The sequence below is a fragment of the Marinovum sedimenti genome, assembly GCF_054052205.1.
Genome location: NZ_CM133223.1, coordinates 3,090,210 through 3,109,102 on the forward strand (window position 1 = coordinate 3,090,210; position 18,893 = coordinate 3,109,102).

The window sequence follows — 18,893 nt, forward strand, 5'->3', positions numbered from 1 at the left end:
GCGCGGCGGTTTGCAAACTTACTCTGCGTGGAAAGCAAATCCGCAAAGGCACGTGATGGCGACCCAGAAACTCTATGCTGGCGCAAAACTGCGCGAGACCCGCACGCGGCTTGGCCTGACGCAAAAGGACTTTGCCGCCAAGCTTGGGGTCTCGTTGCCCTATCTCAACCAGATGGAAAACAACAACCGGCCCGTCAGCACAACCGTGGTGCTGGCGCTGGCGCAGGAGTTCGGCTTTGACGTCACCGAGCTAAGCTCTGGCGATGCCGAGCGGCTGGTGTCGGACATGCGCGAGGCCCTGGCCGATCCGGTGTTCAATCAGGGCGAGGGCGGCACGCCCCCCTTGGCCGATCTGCGGCTGACCGCCTCGAACGCTCCGGCGCTGGCGCGGGCTTTTCTCGAATTGCACCGCTCTTATCGCCAAACCCATGAGCGGCTGGCCTCGCTGGATGCCGCATTGGGGCATGAGGGCGGCGGGCTGCAACTGAGCCCATGGGAAGAGGTGCGCGACTTCTTTCATTACTGCGACAATTACATTGATGCGGTCGACCGCGCCGCCGAGAATTTCGCCGCCACCGCGCCGCGTGGCGATGTGCCTGCTGCCGCCGAGGCTTGGCTGAACGGGCAGGGGATCACCCTGCGCATCGCCGACACCGACCGCCTGCGCGATCTTGACCGCGCGGCGGGTGTGGTCACGCTGTCCGACCGTTCCTCACCCGAAACCCGCAACTTTCAACTGCTGTTGCAGGTGGCGCTGTTGCAGCAGGACAAGCTGTTGAATGCAACGCTCGATCTTGCGCGGTTCCAGTCCGACACCGCGCGCGACATCGCCCATATCGGGCTGGGCAATTACTTCGCCGGGGCCGCGTTGATGCCCTATCGTCCGTTCCTTGAGGCGGCGCAGCAATCGCGTCATGATCTTGAGCGGCTGACCACGCGGTTTGGGGCGTCGATTGAGCAGGTCGCGCATCGGCTATCGACGTTGCAAAGGCCGGGGGCGAAGGGCGTGCCGTTCTTCTTTGTCCGGGTTGATCAGGCCGGGACGATCACCAAGCGCCACTCGGCCACCCGGCTGCAATTTGCCCGCTTCGGCGGTGCCTGTCCGCTGTGGAACGTGCACCGCGCGTTTGAAACGCCGGGGCGTTTCATGCGGCAGTTGGCGGAAACGCCGGACGGGGTGCGCTATATCTCGATCGCGCGCGACATCTCGAAAAGCGGCGGGCGTTACGGTGCGCCGGTGCGGCGCTATGCGATGGCGCTGGGGTGCGAGGTCGAGCACGCGGCGCAGATTGTCTATGCCGATGGGATGGACGTGGGGCAGGACGCGGCGTTTGAACCCATCGGCATCTCGTGCCGCATCTGCGAACGCACCCACTGCCATCAGCGCGCCATTCCCCCATTGGAACAGCGCCTTAGCATCACCCGCGACAGTCGCGGGGTGCTGCCGTATCAGGTTGACTGAGCCGCGTCGGCCTGTGTTGCGGTGCTGCGCGAGGCCGCCAGCATCAGCGCGCCATAGCCCAGAACACCCGACACCAGCGAGCCCGACAGCACGCCCAAGCGCACCTGATTCATCAGGGCCGGATCGTTAAAGCTTAGCGAGCCGATGAACAGTGACATGGTGAAACCAACCCCGGCGAGGCAGGCCAAGCCATAAATGTGCAGCCAGTTCGCGCCATGCGGCATCCGCGCCAGCCCGGTTTTCACCATCGCGTAGGTCACGCCAAACACGCCGATCTGTTTGCCGATGATCAGGCCGAGTGCCACGCCCAACGGCAGCGGCGCAAGCAGATCGCCAAAGCTCATTCCCTTGAGGACAACCCCGGCGTTGGCGAACGCAAAGATCGGCACGATGCCATAAAGCACATAAGGCGTCAGGCCGTGTTCCAGCGAATGTAGGGGGCTTTTGCCCCATTTGTCCTTCAAAGGAATACAAAAGGCCGTAATCACCCCGGCCAGCGTGGCATGCACGCCGGACTTGAGCACGAAATACCACATGATGGTGCCCAGCAGCAGCGCCGGTGCAATCCGGTGCGCGCCTTTGAAGTTGAGCCAAAGCAACCCGACCAGCGGCAGCAGCGCCATAAAGAGGTAATCGACTTTCAACTCGGCGGTGTAAAACAGCGCGATGATGATGATCGCGCCGAGATCGTCAAGAATGGCCAGCGTTAGCAGAAACACCTTAAGCGATGATGGCGCGCGGCTGCCCACCAGCGCAAGGATGCCCAGCGCAAAGGCGATGTCTGTCGCCGCCGGGATCGCCCAGCCGCCCAGTGTGGCAGGCGAAGACCAGTTCAGCAGCACAAACACCAGCGCGGGCAAGGCCATACCACCCACCGCCGCGGCACCGGGCAGCACCACGTCGCGCGGGTTCTTGAGCTTGCCTTCCATCATCTCGCGCTTGAGCTCGAGACCGATCAGAAAGAAGAACACCGCCATCAGCCCGTCGTTGATCCACAGGATTGCCGGTTTCGCCAGCCCTTCGCCATTGACAGTCAGGCTGAGCAGCGCCCCGAGAAAGGCGTCATAGGCCCCGGACAGGCCGGAATTGGCAACGATCAGCGCCGCGACCGCAGACAGCATCAGGAGAATGCCCCCCGATGCCTCATGACTGAAAAAACGGTCGAGCGCGCGCAAAAGCATAGGGGTCTCCAAAATCAATGTGTTTGGTTTGATATGACCTAAAAGGCGATTTTTTCAATGCTGCTAACCGTTCGCAAATGGCGAAAGTTGCGCCGGAAGCGGGCGCAGATTGTCGCATGCTGCACAGCGGCGGCGTTGGGGGCGAATTTTAGGGGAGGGGAGGGCCTTGGCGCAGGCGGATATTCAAGCCGGGCATTGAGAAGCGGGGCACGAAAAAGCCGGGCACGAAAAAGCCGGGCACCACAGATGCCCGGCCTGTTGTCTTATCGCAAAGAGATCAGGTGTATTTCTTGATCTCGCCGGATTTCAGCCGCGACAGATAGCTGTTCATCTCGGCTTTCACGATCGGCATCAGGAAGTAGAGCGCGAAGATGTTGACCACCGCCATCGCAAAGATCGCCGCATCCGAGAAGTCGATGACCGGGCCAAGGCTGGCCGACGCGCCGACGATGACGAACAGGCAGAAGATCACCTTGAACACCAGCTCTTTGGTTTTGCCTTCGCCAAACAGGTAGGTCCAGGCCTTGAGGCCGTAGTACGACCACGAGATCATCGTCGAGAAGGCGAACAGGATCACCGCCAAGGCGAGGATATAGCGGAACCAGCCGAAGGAGGCCGAGAACGCCGCCGAGGTCAGCGCCACACCGGAGTTGCCGTCAACCGTCTGGATCATGCCGTTTTCACCCACCAGATACAGGCCGGTGTCGGCATCAATCATAAGCTGCCCGGTGATAACGATCACCAGCGCGGTCATGGTACAGATCACCACGGTATCGATGAAGGGTTCGAGCAGCGACACAAAGCCTTCGGTGATCGGTTCTTTGGTGCGCACCGCCGAGTGGGCGATGGCCGCCGAGCCAACACCGGCTTCGTTCGAGAACGCAGCCCGTTTGAAGCCCTGGATCAGCGCGCCAACCATGCCGCCGGCCACGCCAAGCCCGGTAAAGGCCCCTTCAAAGATCTGGCCAAAGGCCCAACCGATCTTGTCAAAGTTGAGCAGCAGGATGATCAGAGCGGTCAGGACATAGAGCACGCCCATGAACGGCACGACCTTTTCGGTCACGCTGGCGATGGACTTCAGGCCGCCCACAATCACCGCAAACACCACACCGGCAAAGATAAAGCCGGTGATCCAGCCGGGATAATCGCCAAGGACGTTGGTCAACTGGGCATGGGCCTGGTTGGCCTGGAACATGTTGCCGCCGCCAAGTGCGCCCAGGATACAAAAGATCGAGAACATCACAGCGAGGATACGCCCGCCCGGCAGGCCACGCTCGGCGAAGCCCTTGGTCATGTAATACATCGGGCCGCCCGAAACGTGGCCGTCTGCAAACTCGTTGCGGTACTTCACGCCCAGCGTACATTCGGTGAACTTGGACGCCATGCCCAACAGACCGGCGAGGATCATCCAGAAGGTTGCCCCCGGTCCGCCGATGCCGACAGCCACCGCAACGCCGGCGATATTGCCAAGGCCGACGGTGCCCGAAAGCGCGGTGGCCAGCGCCTGAAAGTGGCTGACTTCGCCCGCGTCATCCGGGTCGGAGTAGTCGCCTTTGACCAGCTTGATGGCGTGGCCAAAGGTGCGGAACTGCACAAAGCCGAAGTAGATCGAAAACACGGTGGCGGCGACAACCAGCCACATCACGATCCAGGGAAAAGAGGTGCCCGGAAAGGGCGAGAAAATGAAATTGACGAACCAGCCGGTAGAGCTGGCGAAGATCTGATTGACCTTTTCGTCAATCGACTGGGCCAGTGCGGGTGCGGCGGAAATGACCGTGCCCGCGGCCGCCAAAACGGCGGCTTTTGATAAGGATGACATGCGTTGATCCCTGTTTTTATGTTTTAATTCGTTATGGAACGATCGTGACCGGGGCTGGCGCGGCTTGGGCCAGTGATCCGGCAACCGAGCCAAACAGCCGCGATTCCATCGCGGAATGCCCGGTGCGGCCGATAATGATATGTGAGGCACTGTGCTCGCGGGCCACTTTTAGCAGTGTTTCCGCGATGTGGCCGTATTTCAGCGAGGTTTTCACTTCAACGCCACTGGTCGACAGTTCGGCCAACAGCGGGTCAAGCAGGGCGGTTTCCGCGCGCTTAAGCTCTTCGCCCCGGCGTTTGTGCCGTTCTTCCAGCTCGGTCGGGGTGAGGAAGGAATAGGGCGACCATTCCAGCACATGGGCAACGACGATGGTGTCGCCTTGTGCCTTGGCCGTGGTCACCGCGAATGCGACGGCGCGCTTTGCGCTGTCGCTGCCGTCGAAGCCGACGACGATGGTTGAGGCCATGATGAACTCCTTGTTGGTTGCTTGGCCCCCGGCGGGGGCAATGCCCGAGCATAACAGCACAACCACAGGCGGTTTCCCGGTTTTTCGACATTTGGGCACGCTTTCCGACGGAAATTTTGGCAATTCGCCGGAAATTCGAAGATTCTGCGCAAAGGACTGGCGGTTCTGCAGCGCTGTGGCTTGCGGTTGCCTCGGGCGGCTGGGGTGGTGATAGTGCGGGCGAATGCCCTTCCCGACGGCCGCGAGGACCCCGATGCGCATAGCCACTTATAATGTCGAATGGTTCGACGCGCTGTTTGACGACGACGGGCGGCTTTTGGCGGATGACGCCTGGTCGTCGCGCCACGATGTCACCCGCCGCGAGCAGGCCGAGGCGCTGGGCATTGTGTTCACCGCGCTGGATGCCGATGCGGTGATGGTGATCGAAGCCCCCGACAGCCACAGCGGGCGCGATGGGGTGCGGGCGCTGGAAACCTTTGCGCGCGACTTCGGGCTGCGCGCGCGTAAGGCGGTGATGGGGTTCACCAACACCACGCAGCAGGAAATCGCGCTGCTGTATGATCCGGATGTGATGACGGTGGCGCATGCGCCGGGCGAGAGCGCGCAGACGCCGCAGTTTGATCGGGAGTTCGAGATTGATCTCGATTTCGACGCCCGCCGCGACCGGGTGCGGTTTTCCAAGCCGCCGCTGGAGTTGGCGGTGACTTTGGCGGGCGGGCAAACCCTGCGGATGATCGGCGCGCATCTGAAATCCAAGGCCCCGCATGGGGCGAAGACCCGCGATCAGGTGATGCGGATTTCGATTGCCAACCGGCGCAAGCAACTGGCGCAGGCGATCTGGCTGCGGCAACGTGTGGAAGACCATCTTGCGGCGGGGGAGGCGTTGATCGTGCTAGGCGATCTGAACGACGGGCCGGGGCTGGATGAATACGAAGAGCTGTTTGGCCGCTCTTCGGTCGAGATCATTCGGGGCGAGGCCGAGGACAGTCCGCACCTTTACGATCCCAACGCCAATATCGCCTTGCAACGCCGGCTGGGGGCGATGCCCACCACCGCGCGGTTTTTCATTGCGCCGCAGAACCGGTATTTGCAGGCGCTGCTCGATTACATCTTTGTTTCGCCGGACCTGAGGGCGCGTGATCCCAAGTGGCGGATCTGGCATCCGTTCAATGACCCCACCTGCTGGCAGACCGAAGAATTGCGCTCTGCTTTGGTCACGGCCTCGGACCACTATCCTGTGACGCTGGACATCGATCTCTGAGACAGGACGAATTTTTTCAAAAAATTCGGGCCGATTTATTGATAAATCGCGCCAAAATTCATGATGAATTTTGGGTGCGTGTGAGGAAAGGACATTGAAAATGAAACTTGCCACTGCGGCTTATGAGATGTCGTTTCTGCGCTCTTGGGCGGAGTATGAGGACAAGATTGCCGCTTGGGTGGGCGACGCCGCGGCGCAGGGGGCCGATCTTTTGGTCTTTCCCGAGTATGGCGCGATGGAGCTGGCGACGCTTGCGGGCGCTGACGTTGCGGGCGATCTCGAACGTTCTTTGCACGCCGTTTCCGAGCGGATGCCCGAGGCCAATGCGCTGCACGCCCGGCTGGCGGCCGAGCACGGCGTGCATATTTGCGCTGCCTCTGCCCCGGTGTTTGACGGCCGCACCCGCCCCGTCAACCGCGCGCAATTCTTCGCGCCCAGCGGCCAGAGCGCCTATCAGGACAAGCAGATCATGACCCGGTTCGAGCGCGATCCTTGGGGTGTGACCGGCGGCGATCCGCTGTGTCTGATCGATACGGATCTGGGCCGTATCGGCATTCTGATCTGCTATGACAGCGAATTTCCCCTTTTGGCCCATGCCCTTAGCGACTGTGACCTCCTGCTTGTCCCCTCCTGTACCGAGGCGCTTGCCGGCTATTGGCGGGTGCGCATCGGCACTATGGCCCGTGCGCTAGAAACCCAATGCGTGGCCGTCATGGCAAGCACCGTTGGCGATTGCCCCTGGTCCGAGGCGGTCGACACCAACACCGGCGCGGGCGGCATCTTTGGCCCGCCTGACACTGGCTTTCCATCCACCGGCGTTTTGGCCGCAGGCACGTTGAATGTAGCGGGCTGGACCTTTGCCGACCTCGCCGCTACAAGCATCGCCGAAGTGCGCCGGACGGGCGTTGTTGCCAACCGTGCCCATTGGACAGAGCAGACCTGCGCTGATCTGTCGGTCACAAAGCGCGACCTGCGTTCACATAGCTCTTGAAAAATTGCAAACATGCGCCCATTTAGGGCGCGCTTGGCCGATGTGCCGGGTTTTGATAACAAGGAGAGACCATGGCCAAGGAAGAGATGCTCGAATTTCCCGGTGTCGTGAAGGAACTCCTGCCGAATGCGACATTCCTGGTCGAGCTGGAAAACGGCCATACGATCATCGCACATACGGCAGGCAAGATGCGCAAGAACCGCATCCGTGTTCTGGCAGGCGACAAAGTTCAGGTGGAAATGACACCGTATGATCTGACCAAGGGTCGGATCAACTATCGATTCAAATAACCGGGGTTCCAGTGAAGTTTATCTTGGGATCGGGAAGCCCCAGACGGCGTGAGCTGCTGGGGCTTTTGGGTGTTGTGCCCGATGACATCCGTGCGCCCGACATCGACGAGACGCCGCATAAGGCCGAACAGCCGCGCGCCTATTGCATCCGCATTGCGCGGCAAAAGGCCGAGGCGCTGGACGTGGCCGAGGGCGAAGTGCTGCTGTGCGCTGACACCACGGTGGCTTTGGGCCGTCGCATTCTTGGCAAACCGTCGGATATGGGCGAGGCGGCAGAGTTTCTGACCAAGCTTGGCGGGCGGCGCCATCAGGTGATCACGGCGGTTGCCGTGCGCACCGCCAGTGGTTTCTGGCAGCGTGACGTTGTCAGTGCGGTCAAGATGAAGCGGCTTAGCGACTTGGAACTGAACGCTTATCTGCAATCGGGCGATTGGCAGGGCAAGGCGGGCGGTTACGGCATCCAAGGCATGGCCGGGGCGTTTATCCCGTGGATCCAAGGGTCTTACCCCGCGATCATGGGCCTGCCACTGGCCGAAACCTCTGCACTGTTGCAAGCTGCGGGTTATCCGCTCTATCGGGAGGGTGCCGCATGAAGGGCCGCCAGATCGTTCTTGATGAATACGCCGGCCAAGAGGCTGCGGCGCTTTTGGTCGATGGCAAGCTTGAAGACCTGCTGATTGACGGCGAGGGTGTGCGCGTCGGGGCCATCTATCGCGCCAAGGCCGACCGGCCGATGAAGGGGCAGGGGGGCATGTTCCTCACCACCCCCGACGGCCCGGTGTTCCTGCGCCAGGTCAAAGGGTTGAAACCAGGCGAGCCACTGTTGGTGCAAGTCACCGGCAGTGCCGAGCCGGGCAAGGCTGTGCCAGTCACGCAAAAGCTGTTGTTCAAGAGCCGCTATGCCATCGTCACACCCGGCGCGCCGGGGCTGAATATCTCGCGTCAGATCCGCGATGAGGATGTGCGCGACGGGCTGTTGGAAATCGCCAACGAGGCGTTGCCCGAGCGTGACATGGGGCTGATCCTGCGCTCGTCCTGTGCCGAGGCCGACCCCGAAGACATCGCGGAAGACATCCTTGCGATGCTGGACTTGGCGCGCAGTGTGCTGGCCGATGCTGAGGGCGCGCCGGAAAAGCTTACCGAGGGCGATGGCCCGCATGTTCTGGCCTGGCGCGACTGGGTCGAGCCTGCGGATGTTGAGACGGATGAGGGCGGATTTGAGCGTCTCGGCGTGCTCGACTTGATCGAAGAGCTGCAACAGCCGATGGTCTCGCTGCGCGGGGCTGGGCATATGTATATCGAGCCGACCCGCGCCTTGGTGGCGGTCGACGTGAACACTGGCGGCGATACCTCGCCCGCGGCAGGGCTTAAGGCCAATCTGACCGCCCTGCGCGATTTGCCGCGGCAGCTGCGGTTGCGCGGTCTTGGTGGGCAGATTGTGATCGATATGGCTCCGATGGCGAAGAAGGATCGGCGGGTGGCCGAGACCGAACTGCGTCGCGCGCTAAAGGCCTGCACGGTCGAAACCACGATGGTCGGCTGGACCAACCTTGGCCATTACGAGCTGCACCGCGCCCGTGTGCGCCCCGCCTTGCCGGAGGCGCAATGAGCTGCCCGATCTGTGCCAAACCGACAGAGGCCAAGTACCGGCCGTTCTGCTCGAAACGCTGCGCCGATCTTGACCTCGCCAAGTGGTTGACCGGCGCTTATGCGATACCGCTCGAGGAGGAAGACGAGTTCAGCGACACGACCGCGCCCATCGACCCGTCGCCAGACCGCACGCATTAACCTTTGGCCCCAAGGGCCAGAGGCGCACCCCCGTCAAACCCCGGAAATATCAGGCATTTGTGCAGGCTTTCGTTGACTTGGGCAAAGAAGCAGGTAGCCTTGCGGAATCATACGGTCACGAGTTTGCAGCCTGATACGGGGGATACCATGAATTTTACCAAAGCCACTTTGATCGCCGGTTTTCTGGCGCTCAGTGTTACGATGAGCGCCTCGCCTGCGCTGGCCTGGGGCGACATGTATATGGGGGATGGCACCACAAAGGCGGGGCAAAATCTGGTGTATGCCTATCCCGGCGTGCCGAATTACTGCCCGGCGGGGCTGCAACCGGTGCTGGCCAATGGCGAGATTTGCTGCGGCAAGCCCAACACCACCGGCACCTATTACAACGCGCCCGGCAAGGCCAAGGCGGTGCGGGTCAAGCGGCGCAGTCATGGGGCGAAATCCTATGCGCCGAAAGCCTATGCGCCTGAGGGCGTTAAGGGCGTGATTTACCGCTAGGCCGCAACGTCTTGCCGCCAGTTTAACCACCAAAGCCGATCCGGCCTTGGCAAGACCCGACGGGCCGCGTATATGCGCGGCCTGATGCTTTTCGTGCCCGCGTAGGGGCGACGACCCCGAAGGAACCGATATGCAAGGCAGCGCCAATCTTAACATCATGCTCAAGACCGCACGCAAAGCGGGCCGGTCTTTGGTCAAGGATTTCCGCGAGGTCGAGAACCTGCAAAGCTCGTCCAAGGCGGCAGGCGACTTTGTCACCAAGGCTGACATCGCCTCAGAAGCCATCATCCGTGAGGAATTGATGGGCGCGCGTCCGACCTATGGTTTCCTCGGGGAAGAGGGCGGCGAGACTGCCGGCCAAGACCCCACCCGCCGTTGGATCGTTGATCCGCTTGATGGCACCTCGAACTTTCTGCACGGTCTGCCGCATTGGGCGGTGTCGATTGCGCTGGAACACAAGGGCCAGATCGTTTCCGCCGTGGTGTTTGACCCGGCCAAGGACGAGATGTTCTTCGCTGAAAAGGGCTCGGGCGCCTGGATGAACGACACCCGTGTGCGGGTGTCTGACCGGCGCAAGATGAACGAAGCGCTGTTTGCCACTGGCATTCCGTTTGGCACCCGTCGTGGTCTGCCTGAGACGCTCAAGGATATCGCGCGCCTGATGCCGGTCTGTGCCGGGGCGCGCCGCTGGGGCGCGGCGGCGCTTGACCTGTCGTATGTCGCGGCGGGCCGGTTTGACGGCTACTGGGAGCGTAACTACCAGATTTGGGATGTGGCCGCGGGCCTGTTGATTGCCCGCGAAGCCGGGGCGCTGGTCGAAGCGATCGATCCGGCGGGGGATCCGCTTGAAGATCAGTCGATGATCTGTGCCAACGACCAAATCTTCAATCAGTTCGCCAAGGTTTTGCGGGCCTAACCCTCGAAACAACTGGCCATGGCGTCGGCCATCCCGGTGATCAGCGCCGGATAAAACCCCGGTCCGGTGGGCAAAGTGCTGCCCAGCGGATCGAGCACGGCGATGCGCGCCGCTGATCCTTCTGCCAATGTGGTCACCAGGCCTTTGTCGAATTGCGGTTCGGTGAACAGGCAGGTGATGCCTTCGGCGGCGATCTTTTGTTGCAGCGCGCGGATGCGGGCGGGGCCGGGGGCCGCCGCGTCGCCTTGGGCCACGGAGCCGGACATGGTCAGGCCGAAACTCTCTTCGAAATAGTGATAAGCGTCGTGATAGACGAGGAATGACGCCGCAAGGTGCGGGGCCAGCCGGGCATCGACCTCGGCGATCACTGCGTCGATCTCGGCCACAGCGGCGCTGGCATTGGCGCGGTAGGTGGCGGCGTTGTCAGGGTCGGCCTTGGCGAGTTCAGTGGCAATCGTCTCGGTCCAGAGCTTGGCGTTGTCGGGGTCGAGCCAGCTGTGCGGATCGGCTTCGTCGGGGTCATGGCCGTGTCCGTCGTGCATCGCCTTGGTGTGGGTTTCATCGTGGTCGCCATGGTCGTCTTCGGCGTGATCGTCATGACCGTGCGCATCGTTGTGATCGTGATCATCGTGCTCCTCCTCGTGGCCGTCTTCGTCGCGCCAATCGAGCAGATGCGTGCCGGGCAGGGCGTTGAGGTTGATCACGCGCGCCTGCGAGACATTGTCCATCGTCCGCCCCAGCCAGGGCGTCAGGCTTGGCCCGGTCCAGAACACCAGCGCGGCGTTTTCCAGCGCGCGGGTTTGTGATGGGCGCAGGGTGAAATCATGCGGGGTGGACTCGGGGGGCACGATCAGGTCGGGCGCGCCGAGGCCCTCCATCACACGGGCGACAAGGCCATGCACCGGGGCGATGTCGGTCACGACTTGCGGCGCTTCGGCCATAACAGCGGCGGGCAGGGTGAGCAGGGCGGCAGAGATAATAGTTTTCATAAGCAGTGTTACCTTATAACAGTCGCCGCTTGATACATGCCATGTTATAACGTATCAAGTCGGAAAATGACTCTGCGTGAAATCGCAGTGCCCCTGCGCGAGGAAACCGGAATGCAATCGCTTGGCTTTGAGACCCACGATCACGACAATTGCATGTCGGGCGGTGTGACGGCGGCGGATGAGTATTGCGCCGCGCGTGGGCTGCAATTTACCCCGGTGCGGCGGCGCACGCTTGAGATTTTGCTGACCGAACACCGGGCGATGGGGGCCTATGACCTGCTTGAGGTGCTGGGCAAAGAGGGCTTCGGCTCGCAACCGCCGGTGATTTATCGCGCGCTGGAATTCCTTGTGAAACATGGGTTTGCGCATAAGATCGAGCGGCTGAATGCCTTTGTCGGCTGTGTGCATCCCGGGGCCGACCATGCGCCCGCGTTCCTGATTTGCCGGTCCTGCGATGCGGTGGCCGAAACCCGTGCGCGCCCGGCGATGGCGCTGCTGCGCGAATTGGCGCAAGAGGCGGGGTTCGCGGTCGAGCGCGCGGTGATCGAGGCCGAGGGCCTGTGCCCGAATTGCCGCGAGGACGTGCGCTGATGGCGCTTTTGTCGATGCAAGGGGTGAGCATCCGCCACGGGGTGCTTCCGGCGCTGCGCGACGTGGATTTCGCGGTCGAGGCTGGCGAGATTGTCACTGTGGTGGGGCCGAACGGTTCGGGCAAGTCGACGCTTTTGCGGGCGATGATTGGCGCGGTGAAGCCGTTTTCGGGCCGGATCATCCGGGAAACCGGGCTGCGCGTTGGTTATGTGCCGCAAAAGCTGCATATCGATCCGACGCTGCCCTTGCCGGTGGATCGGTTCCTGTCGCTGCCGCATGGCGCGACGCGCAAGGACCGCGAGATTGCGCTGGAGCGCGCCGGGGTGTCGGACCTTGGCAACCGCCAGATGGCGCGGCTGTCGGGCGGGCAAATGCAGCGGGTGCTGCTGGCGCGCGCCATCCTGAACACGCCGCATCTGTTGTTGCTCGACGAGGCGACGCAAGGGCTGGATCAGCGCGGATCGGCGGCGTTTTACCGTCGGATCGAAGAGGTGCGGGCCGAGATCGGCTGTGCCGTGGTGCAGGTCAGCCATGAGCTGCATGTGGTGATGAGCGCGTCTGACCGGGTGATTTGCCTCAACGGTCATGTTTGCTGCGAGGGCCGCCCCGAGGTGGTGGCCTCGGCCCCGGAATACCGCGCGCTGTTTGGGTCGGGCACCGGTGGGGCGCTGGCGCTGTACCGGCATGAACATGACCACGCCCATGACGCGGGCTGCAATCATGACCACGGGCACGATGATGTACATGAGGCGGCGCAATGAGCTTGCTTGACGATTTTCTGGTGCGCGCGGTTTTGGCGGGCCTTGGCGTGGCTTTGGCGGCGGCGCCTTTGGGCTGTTTCGTGGTCTGGCGGCGGATGGCGTATTTTGGCGATGCCACGGCGCATGCCTCGATCCTTGGGGTGGCTTTGGCGCTGGCTTTCTCGGTGTCGCCGTTCATCGGCGCGCTGGTGGTGGCGCTGTTGATGGCAACGGTTGTGACCGCCTTGTCGGGGCGTGGCTTTGCCGTTGATACCATGCTGGGCGTGCTGGCGCATTCTTCGCTGGCCTTTGGGCTGGTGGCGGTGTCGTTGCTGGATGGCGTGCGCATCGACCTGATGTCGTATCTGTTTGGCGATATCCTCGCGGTGGGTCGCGGCGACCTTGCGGTGATCTGGGGCGGGGCGGCGCTGGTGATTGGGCTGATGCTTTGGCGTTGGCAGGCGCTGTTGACCGCGACGCTGAGTGATGAGCTGGCCTGGGCGGCGGGCATTGATCCGCGACGCGAACAGATCGTGTTGACGCTGGCCTTGGCGCTGGTGGTGGCGGTGGCAATCAAGGTGGTTGGCGTGCTGCTGATTGCGGCGATGCTGATCATCCCCTCGGCGGCGGCACGACCGCTGTCATCCACGCCCGAAGGCATGGCGGCGATTGCCGCGATGGTGGGGGTCGGCGCGGTGCTGGGCGGGGTGCAATTGGCGCTGATCCTCGATTCCCCCACCGGGCCGACAATTGTCTGCACCGCTGCGCTGCTGTTCGTGGCCAGTCTGGCGGTGGCCATGGTGCGGGGCAGGAATACCTGACTGGCGCGGGGGTGGGGCCGGGACCAAAGGTATGGATTTCCAGACGTTTTTGGCCATCGGGCGTCATTTCCGTTGACTCAACGACGGCCAGCGCGCGACCGTGGGGTAAGGATTTTTCCCGCTGCCACGGAGCACGCGCCCAAATATGTTTTATTTTCTCGTCTTTCTAACCGGCGTCGCCGCCCCCACCGCATTGATTGTCTTTGCCGCCGGCAATGCCAGCCTGCAAAGCGTTGCGGCGCTGTCGGCGGGGGCCAGCGCCTTTAGCCTGATGGCGATCAACCTGTTTCTCGCCACCCGCCCGCGCGGGATCGAGGCTTTGGCCGGCGGGTTGGATCGGCTCTATCAGGTGCACAAATGGACCGGCATTTCGGTGCTCGGATTTGTGCTGTTTCATGAAGGCGTCGGCATGGACCTTGATGGTCAGATCGTCGCCTCGGGCATCGCCAAGACCGCTGTCGACATTGCCGAATTTGTCTATCCGGTGCTGATTGGCCTGCTGCTTGTCAGCTTTTTCAAGCGGCTGCCTGACAAGATCACCCGCCGGTTTCGCGCTCTAAACCGCGATCTTGTGCCCTATGACCTGTGGCGCTGGTCGCATCGGGTGCTGGGGCTGCTGTTCATGGCTTTGGTGGCGCATCAGTTCTTTGTCAAAGTGCCGTTCAACCTCACGGCGATGGCGGCGCAATACCTTAATTTCATGGCCATTCTGGGGGTGCTCAGCTTTCTCTACAGCCAGCTTCTCGCGGTGTATCGCCGCCGGCCTTATGACATCACATCGGTCGAACATCACCCTGCCGCGACGATCATCGATGCCAAGCCACGCGGGCGCGGTGTGCGCCCCAAACCCGGTGCCTTTGCGGTGATCTCGATCAAGCGGTTGGGCCTGCGTGAACCGCATCCGTTTACCATTTCCGGCACCGGGCCGGACGGTGAGGTGCAGTTTTCGATCCGGGGCTTGGGCGATTACACCAAACGCCTGCGCGACGTGGTCAAGGTGGGCGACAAGATGACGGTTGAGGGCGGCTATGGCCGGTTCAATTATGCCAAAGGCCCCAAGGAACAGCTTTGGGTCGCGGGCGGCATCGGTATCACGCCGTTTCTAGCCTTTGCCGACAGCCTGAGCGCCGATGAGCCGCGCACCATCAAGCTGGTGTATTGCGTCAACGCGCCGGAAGAGGCCGTGGGGCTTGACCGACTCCGTGCTGCTGAGCGACGATGTAGCGGATTTGAGCTGGACCTGCATGTCAGCAAAACCGACGGTCGCCTGACCGCACAGGTGCTGGCCGACAAGGTCTCATTTGATCTCACCAAGGCCGGATTTTGGTTTTGCGGACCGGCCCCCATGCGCAGCGCTTTGTTATCAGGGCTGAAGACCCTCGGGAAATACCCGGCTTCTGTCCATTTTGAAGAATTTGAGTTCCGTTGAAAGGACAATGACATGAGACTTCCTCTCACTTTCGGCCTCGTCCTTGGCGTTTTTGCCACTGCCGCCTTTGCACAAGATGCTGAACCCTTTGCCGAAGGGGCCTATAGCGATTATTCCGCCGACGCGGAAAATGGCAAAACCATCTATTACGCCGCGGGTTGCGCCACCTGTCACGGGGTGGATGGCGATGACACGCTTTTGGCGGGCGGCCAGTCGATGGCAACGAAATTTGGCGATCTTTATACGCCCAACATCACCCATCACAACGCCGACGGGATTGGCGAGTGGAGCAACGCCACCTTCCTCAATGCCGTGTTGCGGGGGCTGACACCCGAGGGCGAAAGCTATTTTGGCGCGGTCTTTCCGTACCCCGCCTATTCGCTGATGAAGCCTGAAGATGCGCTGGATATGAAGGCGTATATGGCGACCTTGCCGCTGTCGGACGCGAAATCGCGCGATCATAACGTCAGCCTGGTCAGCCAGACGGTGCTGAAATACTGGAACCGCTACCGCGAGCCTTTGCCCACGCTGGCCGATGCGCAAATGGCGCGGGGTCAGTACCTTGTCGAAGCGGTGGGCCATTGCGGCGAATGCCACACCCCGCGCGGCGGCACCCTGGGCGAAAAGCCTGATACCGCGCGTGCCTATCAGGGCGAGTTTGGGCTGTTGGGCGAATATGCCCCCGATATCAGCGCTTCCCGGTTGGCCAATGTCGAGCCGGTGGCCTTTGTTGTGGGCGCCTTGACCGAGGCGACCAAGCTGAACGGCAACCCGATGACCTCGCCTTCGATGCGCCGGATCGCGCGGCAGACGCAGAACCTCGGGGTTGAGGATCGCACCGCGATCTTTGCCTATCTGTCGGGCAAATCGGTTGACGTAAGCACCTTGCCGCAGGTTGAAACCGTGGCCGCAGGCAGTGGTGAGACCGGTGGCGAGACGGGCAGCGATTCTGGCGGTGGCTTTACCCCCATCATCGAGGACACGCCGATCATTCTGGCCGAGGCCGACACCCGCACCGCCCCTTCGGAGCCGCGCCAACAGGTGGTGCCCGATTTCACCGAGGCCGACCGGCTGGTCAAGCGGGTGGACGCCTATTGCCAATCGACCGAGCCGGTGATGGCCGAGGTCCCGCCCGCCCGCGCCGCAGCGCCCGTGGCTGCGCCCAAAATCGCGACCGCTCCGGCCAAGGCTGGCATTGACCCGGCTTTGGTGAGCGCTGCCGATCAGTTGATCGAGGACTATTGCCGCGCCTGCCACGCGCCGGGCAAAAGCTTTTTCAGCGTCTTTCCCACCGGCGACATTGCCGACATGAAGTTCGACAAACGCATCCTCACACCCGGCGACCCCGAAGCCTCGCCGCTGTATTCCTCTATCGCCAAGGGCACCATGCCCAAGGGCCTGAAGATGAACTCCGATCAGTTGGGCGTGCTGCGCGACTGGATCAACGCGTTGGCCGAGCCTGATGCGCCGGTTGACGCCCCTGTTGTGGCCGAATCCACCCCGGCACCGGCAGCGCCGGCACCTGCGCCCGTGGCCCAAGCGCCGCGTGAAGAGCTGCCCGCGCCGCTGTTTGCCGGGTTCTCGCGCCAGCAACGCATGTTGGCCATCGCCAATGACATCGCCAGCGTTGATGAGCGTGACCGGCAATATGTGCGCTACTTCACCTTTTCGGAAATGCCGCTGGCCAAGATTGATTGCAACGACGCCGGTGCGATGCGCAACCCGATGCACTACCTGCACGCGGGCTTTAACAAGCTGATCAATTCGCTCTCGAACGGCCCGCGCATCGTGACGGTGACGCCGGTGCCCAACACCGAAGGCGCCGTGGTGCGCATCGATCTGCGCGATTACGACTGGAGCTTTGACGACTGGCTGACCCTTTCGACCGGTGTCTTTACCCAAGAGGCGGCGGATGCCGATTTTGGCCGCGACGCCTGGGAGGATCTGGCCGTTGTCTATCCCTATGGCATTGATCCGCAATACGATCCGCTGCTGCAAACCGTGTCTGACGCCACCGGGGCCTATGTGCCGATCATGCGCGCCGATTGGGTGTCGCGCTTTGCCTCGCAGTCGCCGTACTACGATGTGCTGCTTAATCTGACCGGTGACATTCGCGATATGGAAGAGCGGCTTGGCATCGACGTTGACCGCGAAATCGAAGGCCTGCGGATGATCCGCGCCGGCATGCTGCCGGGGTCTTCGGGGGTGTCCGATCACAACCGGATGCTGGAACGCTTTGACCTGCCGCGTGGCGGATACTATTGGAAATCCTACGATTTCGCCGGTGACTCTGGCGAACAATCGCTGGAACTGCACCCCGATGGCCCGCGCGAATTGCCCTATGTGCCGTCGCAGACCGCGCCGTTCGAACATGACGGCGGCGAGATGATCTTTTCGCTGCGCAATGGCATGCAGGGCTATTACCTGTCCACCAACCTGGGCGAGCGTCTGCTTGTGGGTCCGGCGTCGATCGTATCGTTCCGCACCAAGCCGATCGGCAAGGGGGTCGAGATCGTCAATGCCCGGTCCTGCTTTGATTGCCATGACAATGGCATGATCGAGAAGAAAGACGAGATGCGCGACGCGATGCTGTCATCGCAACGGTTCTCACGCGATGAGCTGGAAGTTTTGCTTGAGATGTATGTCGAGAACGACGAGCTCAGCGAGTATTACAGCAAGGACCGCGCCACCTTCTTGTCGGCCATGCGCCAGATGAACGCCACCGATATGACGGCGGGCGGCGAAGTGGCCAGCCTGCGTGCGCCGATGTCGGCGGGGGGGGCCGAGCTTGTCACCTATATGGCGGACACGCATTTCCACGCGCTTGAAATGCCGCAACTGGCGCGGGACTTTTATCTGGATGAGGATGAGTTCCGCACCCGCGCCCGCCGCATGGGCGACCCGACGCTGACGTTTATCGTCGGCGACTGGATTTCGCGGCTGGATGCCGGTGGCAAGATCCAGCGGTCCGAGGTTGAGAAATACTACGGCGATATCCTTGAACGGATCACCGATCTGCGCGCCTATCGTGCCAAAGGCAGCAGCTATGAGGCCGTGAAACACGAGCCGGTCTATGTTGCGCCTGAGGTCTATGAGGAGAAGGTTGAAAAGGCGGTTGAGGTCTATGTTGCCAAGGAAGAGGTTTATGAACCCGCGGTCAAAGAGCCGGTGGATTACGCGCCGCCAAGTTATGAGCCGGATCATGACAAGCTGACCCTCGCGATCCATGTTGACCGCAATCAGTACTACGTCAACGACCTGCTGGAGTTCGAAATCGAGGTCAACAAACGCTGCGAGTTGCAGGTGTTCTATGTCGAGGAAAGCAAGAACATCGAAGAAATGCCGCCGCAGCTGCTTGGGCCGACTTTCATGGAGGCCGGTGAGCGGCGCAAGATCCCTTACGACGGATCGGACCTGCAAATCCGCTTTGATACGCCGGGCTCGGGCGAGACCATGCTGGCCTTTTGCCGCAGTGGCGGCTTGGGCGACAAGAAGATGAGCGCCGAGGGGGCCAAGGACTATGCCAAGTCGCATTTCCAGCCGCTGACCCGTGGGATTTCCATCGAATCCGCCAAGATCGTGGCCGAGGACGATGGGCAGAGCGCCACCAACCACGTCACCTTTGACGTCTACAAATAAGGAAGGATGCAG

18 protein-coding genes are annotated in these 18,893 nt (G+C 61.9%); 14 read left to right on the top strand and 4 right to left on the bottom strand.

The window, feature by feature from the left end; all coding sequences use genetic code 11:
• Window positions 1-55 precede the first annotated feature (55 nt).
• Window positions 56-1,462: a helix-turn-helix domain-containing protein gene (locus ACW9UO_RS14855; RefSeq protein ID WP_457086550.1), complete on the top strand. Its 1,407-nt coding sequence runs from the start codon at window positions 56-58 to the stop codon at window positions 1,460-1,462.
• On the opposite strand, the gene nhaA is transcribed toward ACW9UO_RS14855, so the two are convergent.
• The 3 genes from nhaA to ACW9UO_RS14870 form a co-directional block, all read right to left on the bottom strand.
• Entirely contained in the window at window positions 1,450-2,643 is a 1,194-nt protein-coding gene (gene nhaA, locus ACW9UO_RS14860; protein WP_457086551.1) for a Na+/H+ antiporter NhaA, read from the bottom strand. The two genes, ACW9UO_RS14855 and nhaA, sit on opposite strands and share 13 nt — an antisense overlap.
• Before the next feature lie 277 nt (window positions 2,644-2,920).
• The gene (locus ACW9UO_RS14865; protein ID WP_457086552.1) at window positions 2,921-4,462 is read right to left on the bottom strand and encodes an alanine/glycine:cation symporter family protein; all 1,542 of its coding nucleotides are present in this window, start codon (window positions 4,460-4,462) and stop codon (window positions 2,921-2,923) included.
• A 31-nt stretch (window positions 4,463-4,493) separates the two neighbouring features.
• Window positions 4,494-4,928, bottom strand: a complete 435-nt coding sequence (locus ACW9UO_RS14870; RefSeq protein WP_457086553.1) for a universal stress protein — start codon at window positions 4,926-4,928, stop codon at window positions 4,494-4,496.
• A 253-nt stretch (window positions 4,929-5,181) separates the two neighbouring features.
• Between ACW9UO_RS14870 and ACW9UO_RS14875 the strand changes: the two genes are divergently transcribed.
• The 8 genes from ACW9UO_RS14875 (at window position 5,182) to ACW9UO_RS14910 (ending at window position 10,672) form a co-directional block, all read left to right on the top strand.
• Window positions 5,182-6,189: an endonuclease/exonuclease/phosphatase family protein gene (locus ACW9UO_RS14875; RefSeq protein ID WP_457086554.1), complete on the top strand. Its 1,008-nt coding sequence runs from the start codon at window positions 5,182-5,184 to the stop codon at window positions 6,187-6,189.
• 100 nt (window positions 6,190-6,289) lie between these two features.
• Entirely contained in the window at window positions 6,290-7,180 is an 891-nt protein-coding gene (locus ACW9UO_RS14880) for a carbon-nitrogen hydrolase family protein (protein ID WP_457086555.1), read from the top strand.
• Window positions 7,181-7,251: 71 nt separating this feature from the next.
• Complete coding sequence (gene infA / locus ACW9UO_RS14885) at window positions 7,252-7,470, top strand: translation initiation factor IF-1 (protein WP_457086556.1); 219 nt, start codon at window positions 7,252-7,254, stop codon at window positions 7,468-7,470.
• 11 nt (window positions 7,471-7,481) lie between these two features.
• Entirely contained in the window at window positions 7,482-8,063 is a 582-nt protein-coding gene (locus tag ACW9UO_RS14890) for a Maf family protein (RefSeq protein WP_457086557.1), read from the top strand.
• Window positions 8,060-9,079: a ribonuclease E/G gene (locus tag ACW9UO_RS14895; protein ID WP_457086558.1), complete on the top strand. Its 1,020-nt coding sequence runs from the start codon at window positions 8,060-8,062 to the stop codon at window positions 9,077-9,079. Before ACW9UO_RS14890 ends, ACW9UO_RS14895 begins: the two co-directional genes overlap by 4 nt.
• Window positions 9,076-9,258 carry a DNA gyrase inhibitor YacG gene (locus tag ACW9UO_RS14900; protein WP_457086559.1) on the top strand — a complete coding sequence of 61 codons (183 nt, stop codon included), beginning with the start codon at window positions 9,076-9,078 and terminating at the stop codon, window positions 9,256-9,258. The genes ACW9UO_RS14895 and ACW9UO_RS14900 overlap by 4 nt, the downstream gene beginning before the upstream one ends.
• 147 nt (window positions 9,259-9,405) lie before the next feature.
• Complete coding sequence (locus tag ACW9UO_RS14905; protein WP_457086560.1) at window positions 9,406-9,756, top strand: hypothetical protein; 351 nt, start codon at window positions 9,406-9,408, stop codon at window positions 9,754-9,756.
• Between the two features lie 130 nt (window positions 9,757-9,886).
• Window positions 9,887-10,672 (top strand): inositol monophosphatase family protein, encoded by a 786-nt coding sequence (locus tag ACW9UO_RS14910; protein WP_457086561.1) that lies wholly within the window; start codon window positions 9,887-9,889, stop codon window positions 10,670-10,672.
• On the opposite strand, the gene ACW9UO_RS14915 is transcribed toward ACW9UO_RS14910, so the two are convergent.
• Complete coding sequence (locus ACW9UO_RS14915) at window positions 10,669-11,661, bottom strand: zinc ABC transporter substrate-binding protein (RefSeq protein WP_457086562.1); 993 nt, start codon at window positions 11,659-11,661, stop codon at window positions 10,669-10,671. The two genes, ACW9UO_RS14910 and ACW9UO_RS14915, sit on opposite strands and share 4 nt — an antisense overlap.
• A 111-nt stretch (window positions 11,662-11,772) precedes the next feature.
• Between ACW9UO_RS14915 and ACW9UO_RS14920 the strand changes: the two genes are divergently transcribed.
• From ACW9UO_RS14920 to ACW9UO_RS14940, 5 genes are all read left to right on the top strand, one after another.
• On the top strand, window positions 11,773-12,252 hold the full coding sequence (locus ACW9UO_RS14920; RefSeq protein ID WP_457088670.1) for a transcriptional repressor: 480 nt from the start codon (window positions 11,773-11,775) through the stop codon (window positions 12,250-12,252).
• Window positions 12,252-13,013: an ATP-binding cassette domain-containing protein gene (locus ACW9UO_RS14925; RefSeq protein WP_457086563.1), complete on the top strand. Its 762-nt coding sequence runs from the start codon at window positions 12,252-12,254 to the stop codon at window positions 13,011-13,013. Before ACW9UO_RS14920 ends, ACW9UO_RS14925 begins: the two co-directional genes overlap by 1 nt.
• Window positions 13,010-13,813, top strand: a complete 804-nt coding sequence (locus ACW9UO_RS14930; RefSeq protein ID WP_457086564.1) for a metal ABC transporter permease — start codon at window positions 13,010-13,012, stop codon at window positions 13,811-13,813. Before ACW9UO_RS14925 ends, ACW9UO_RS14930 begins: the two co-directional genes overlap by 4 nt.
• Before the next feature lie 145 nt (window positions 13,814-13,958).
• Window positions 13,959-15,242, top strand: coding sequence for a ferredoxin reductase family protein (locus ACW9UO_RS14935; RefSeq protein WP_457086565.1), 1,284 nt, complete (start codon window positions 13,959-13,961; stop codon window positions 15,240-15,242).
• A gap of 12 nt (window positions 15,243-15,254) precedes the next feature.
• Window positions 15,255-18,881 carry a c-type cytochrome gene (locus tag ACW9UO_RS14940; protein ID WP_457086566.1) on the top strand — a complete coding sequence of 1,209 codons (3,627 nt, stop codon included), beginning with the start codon at window positions 15,255-15,257 and terminating at the stop codon, window positions 18,879-18,881.
• The last annotated feature ends 12 nt before the right edge of the window (window positions 18,882-18,893 follow it).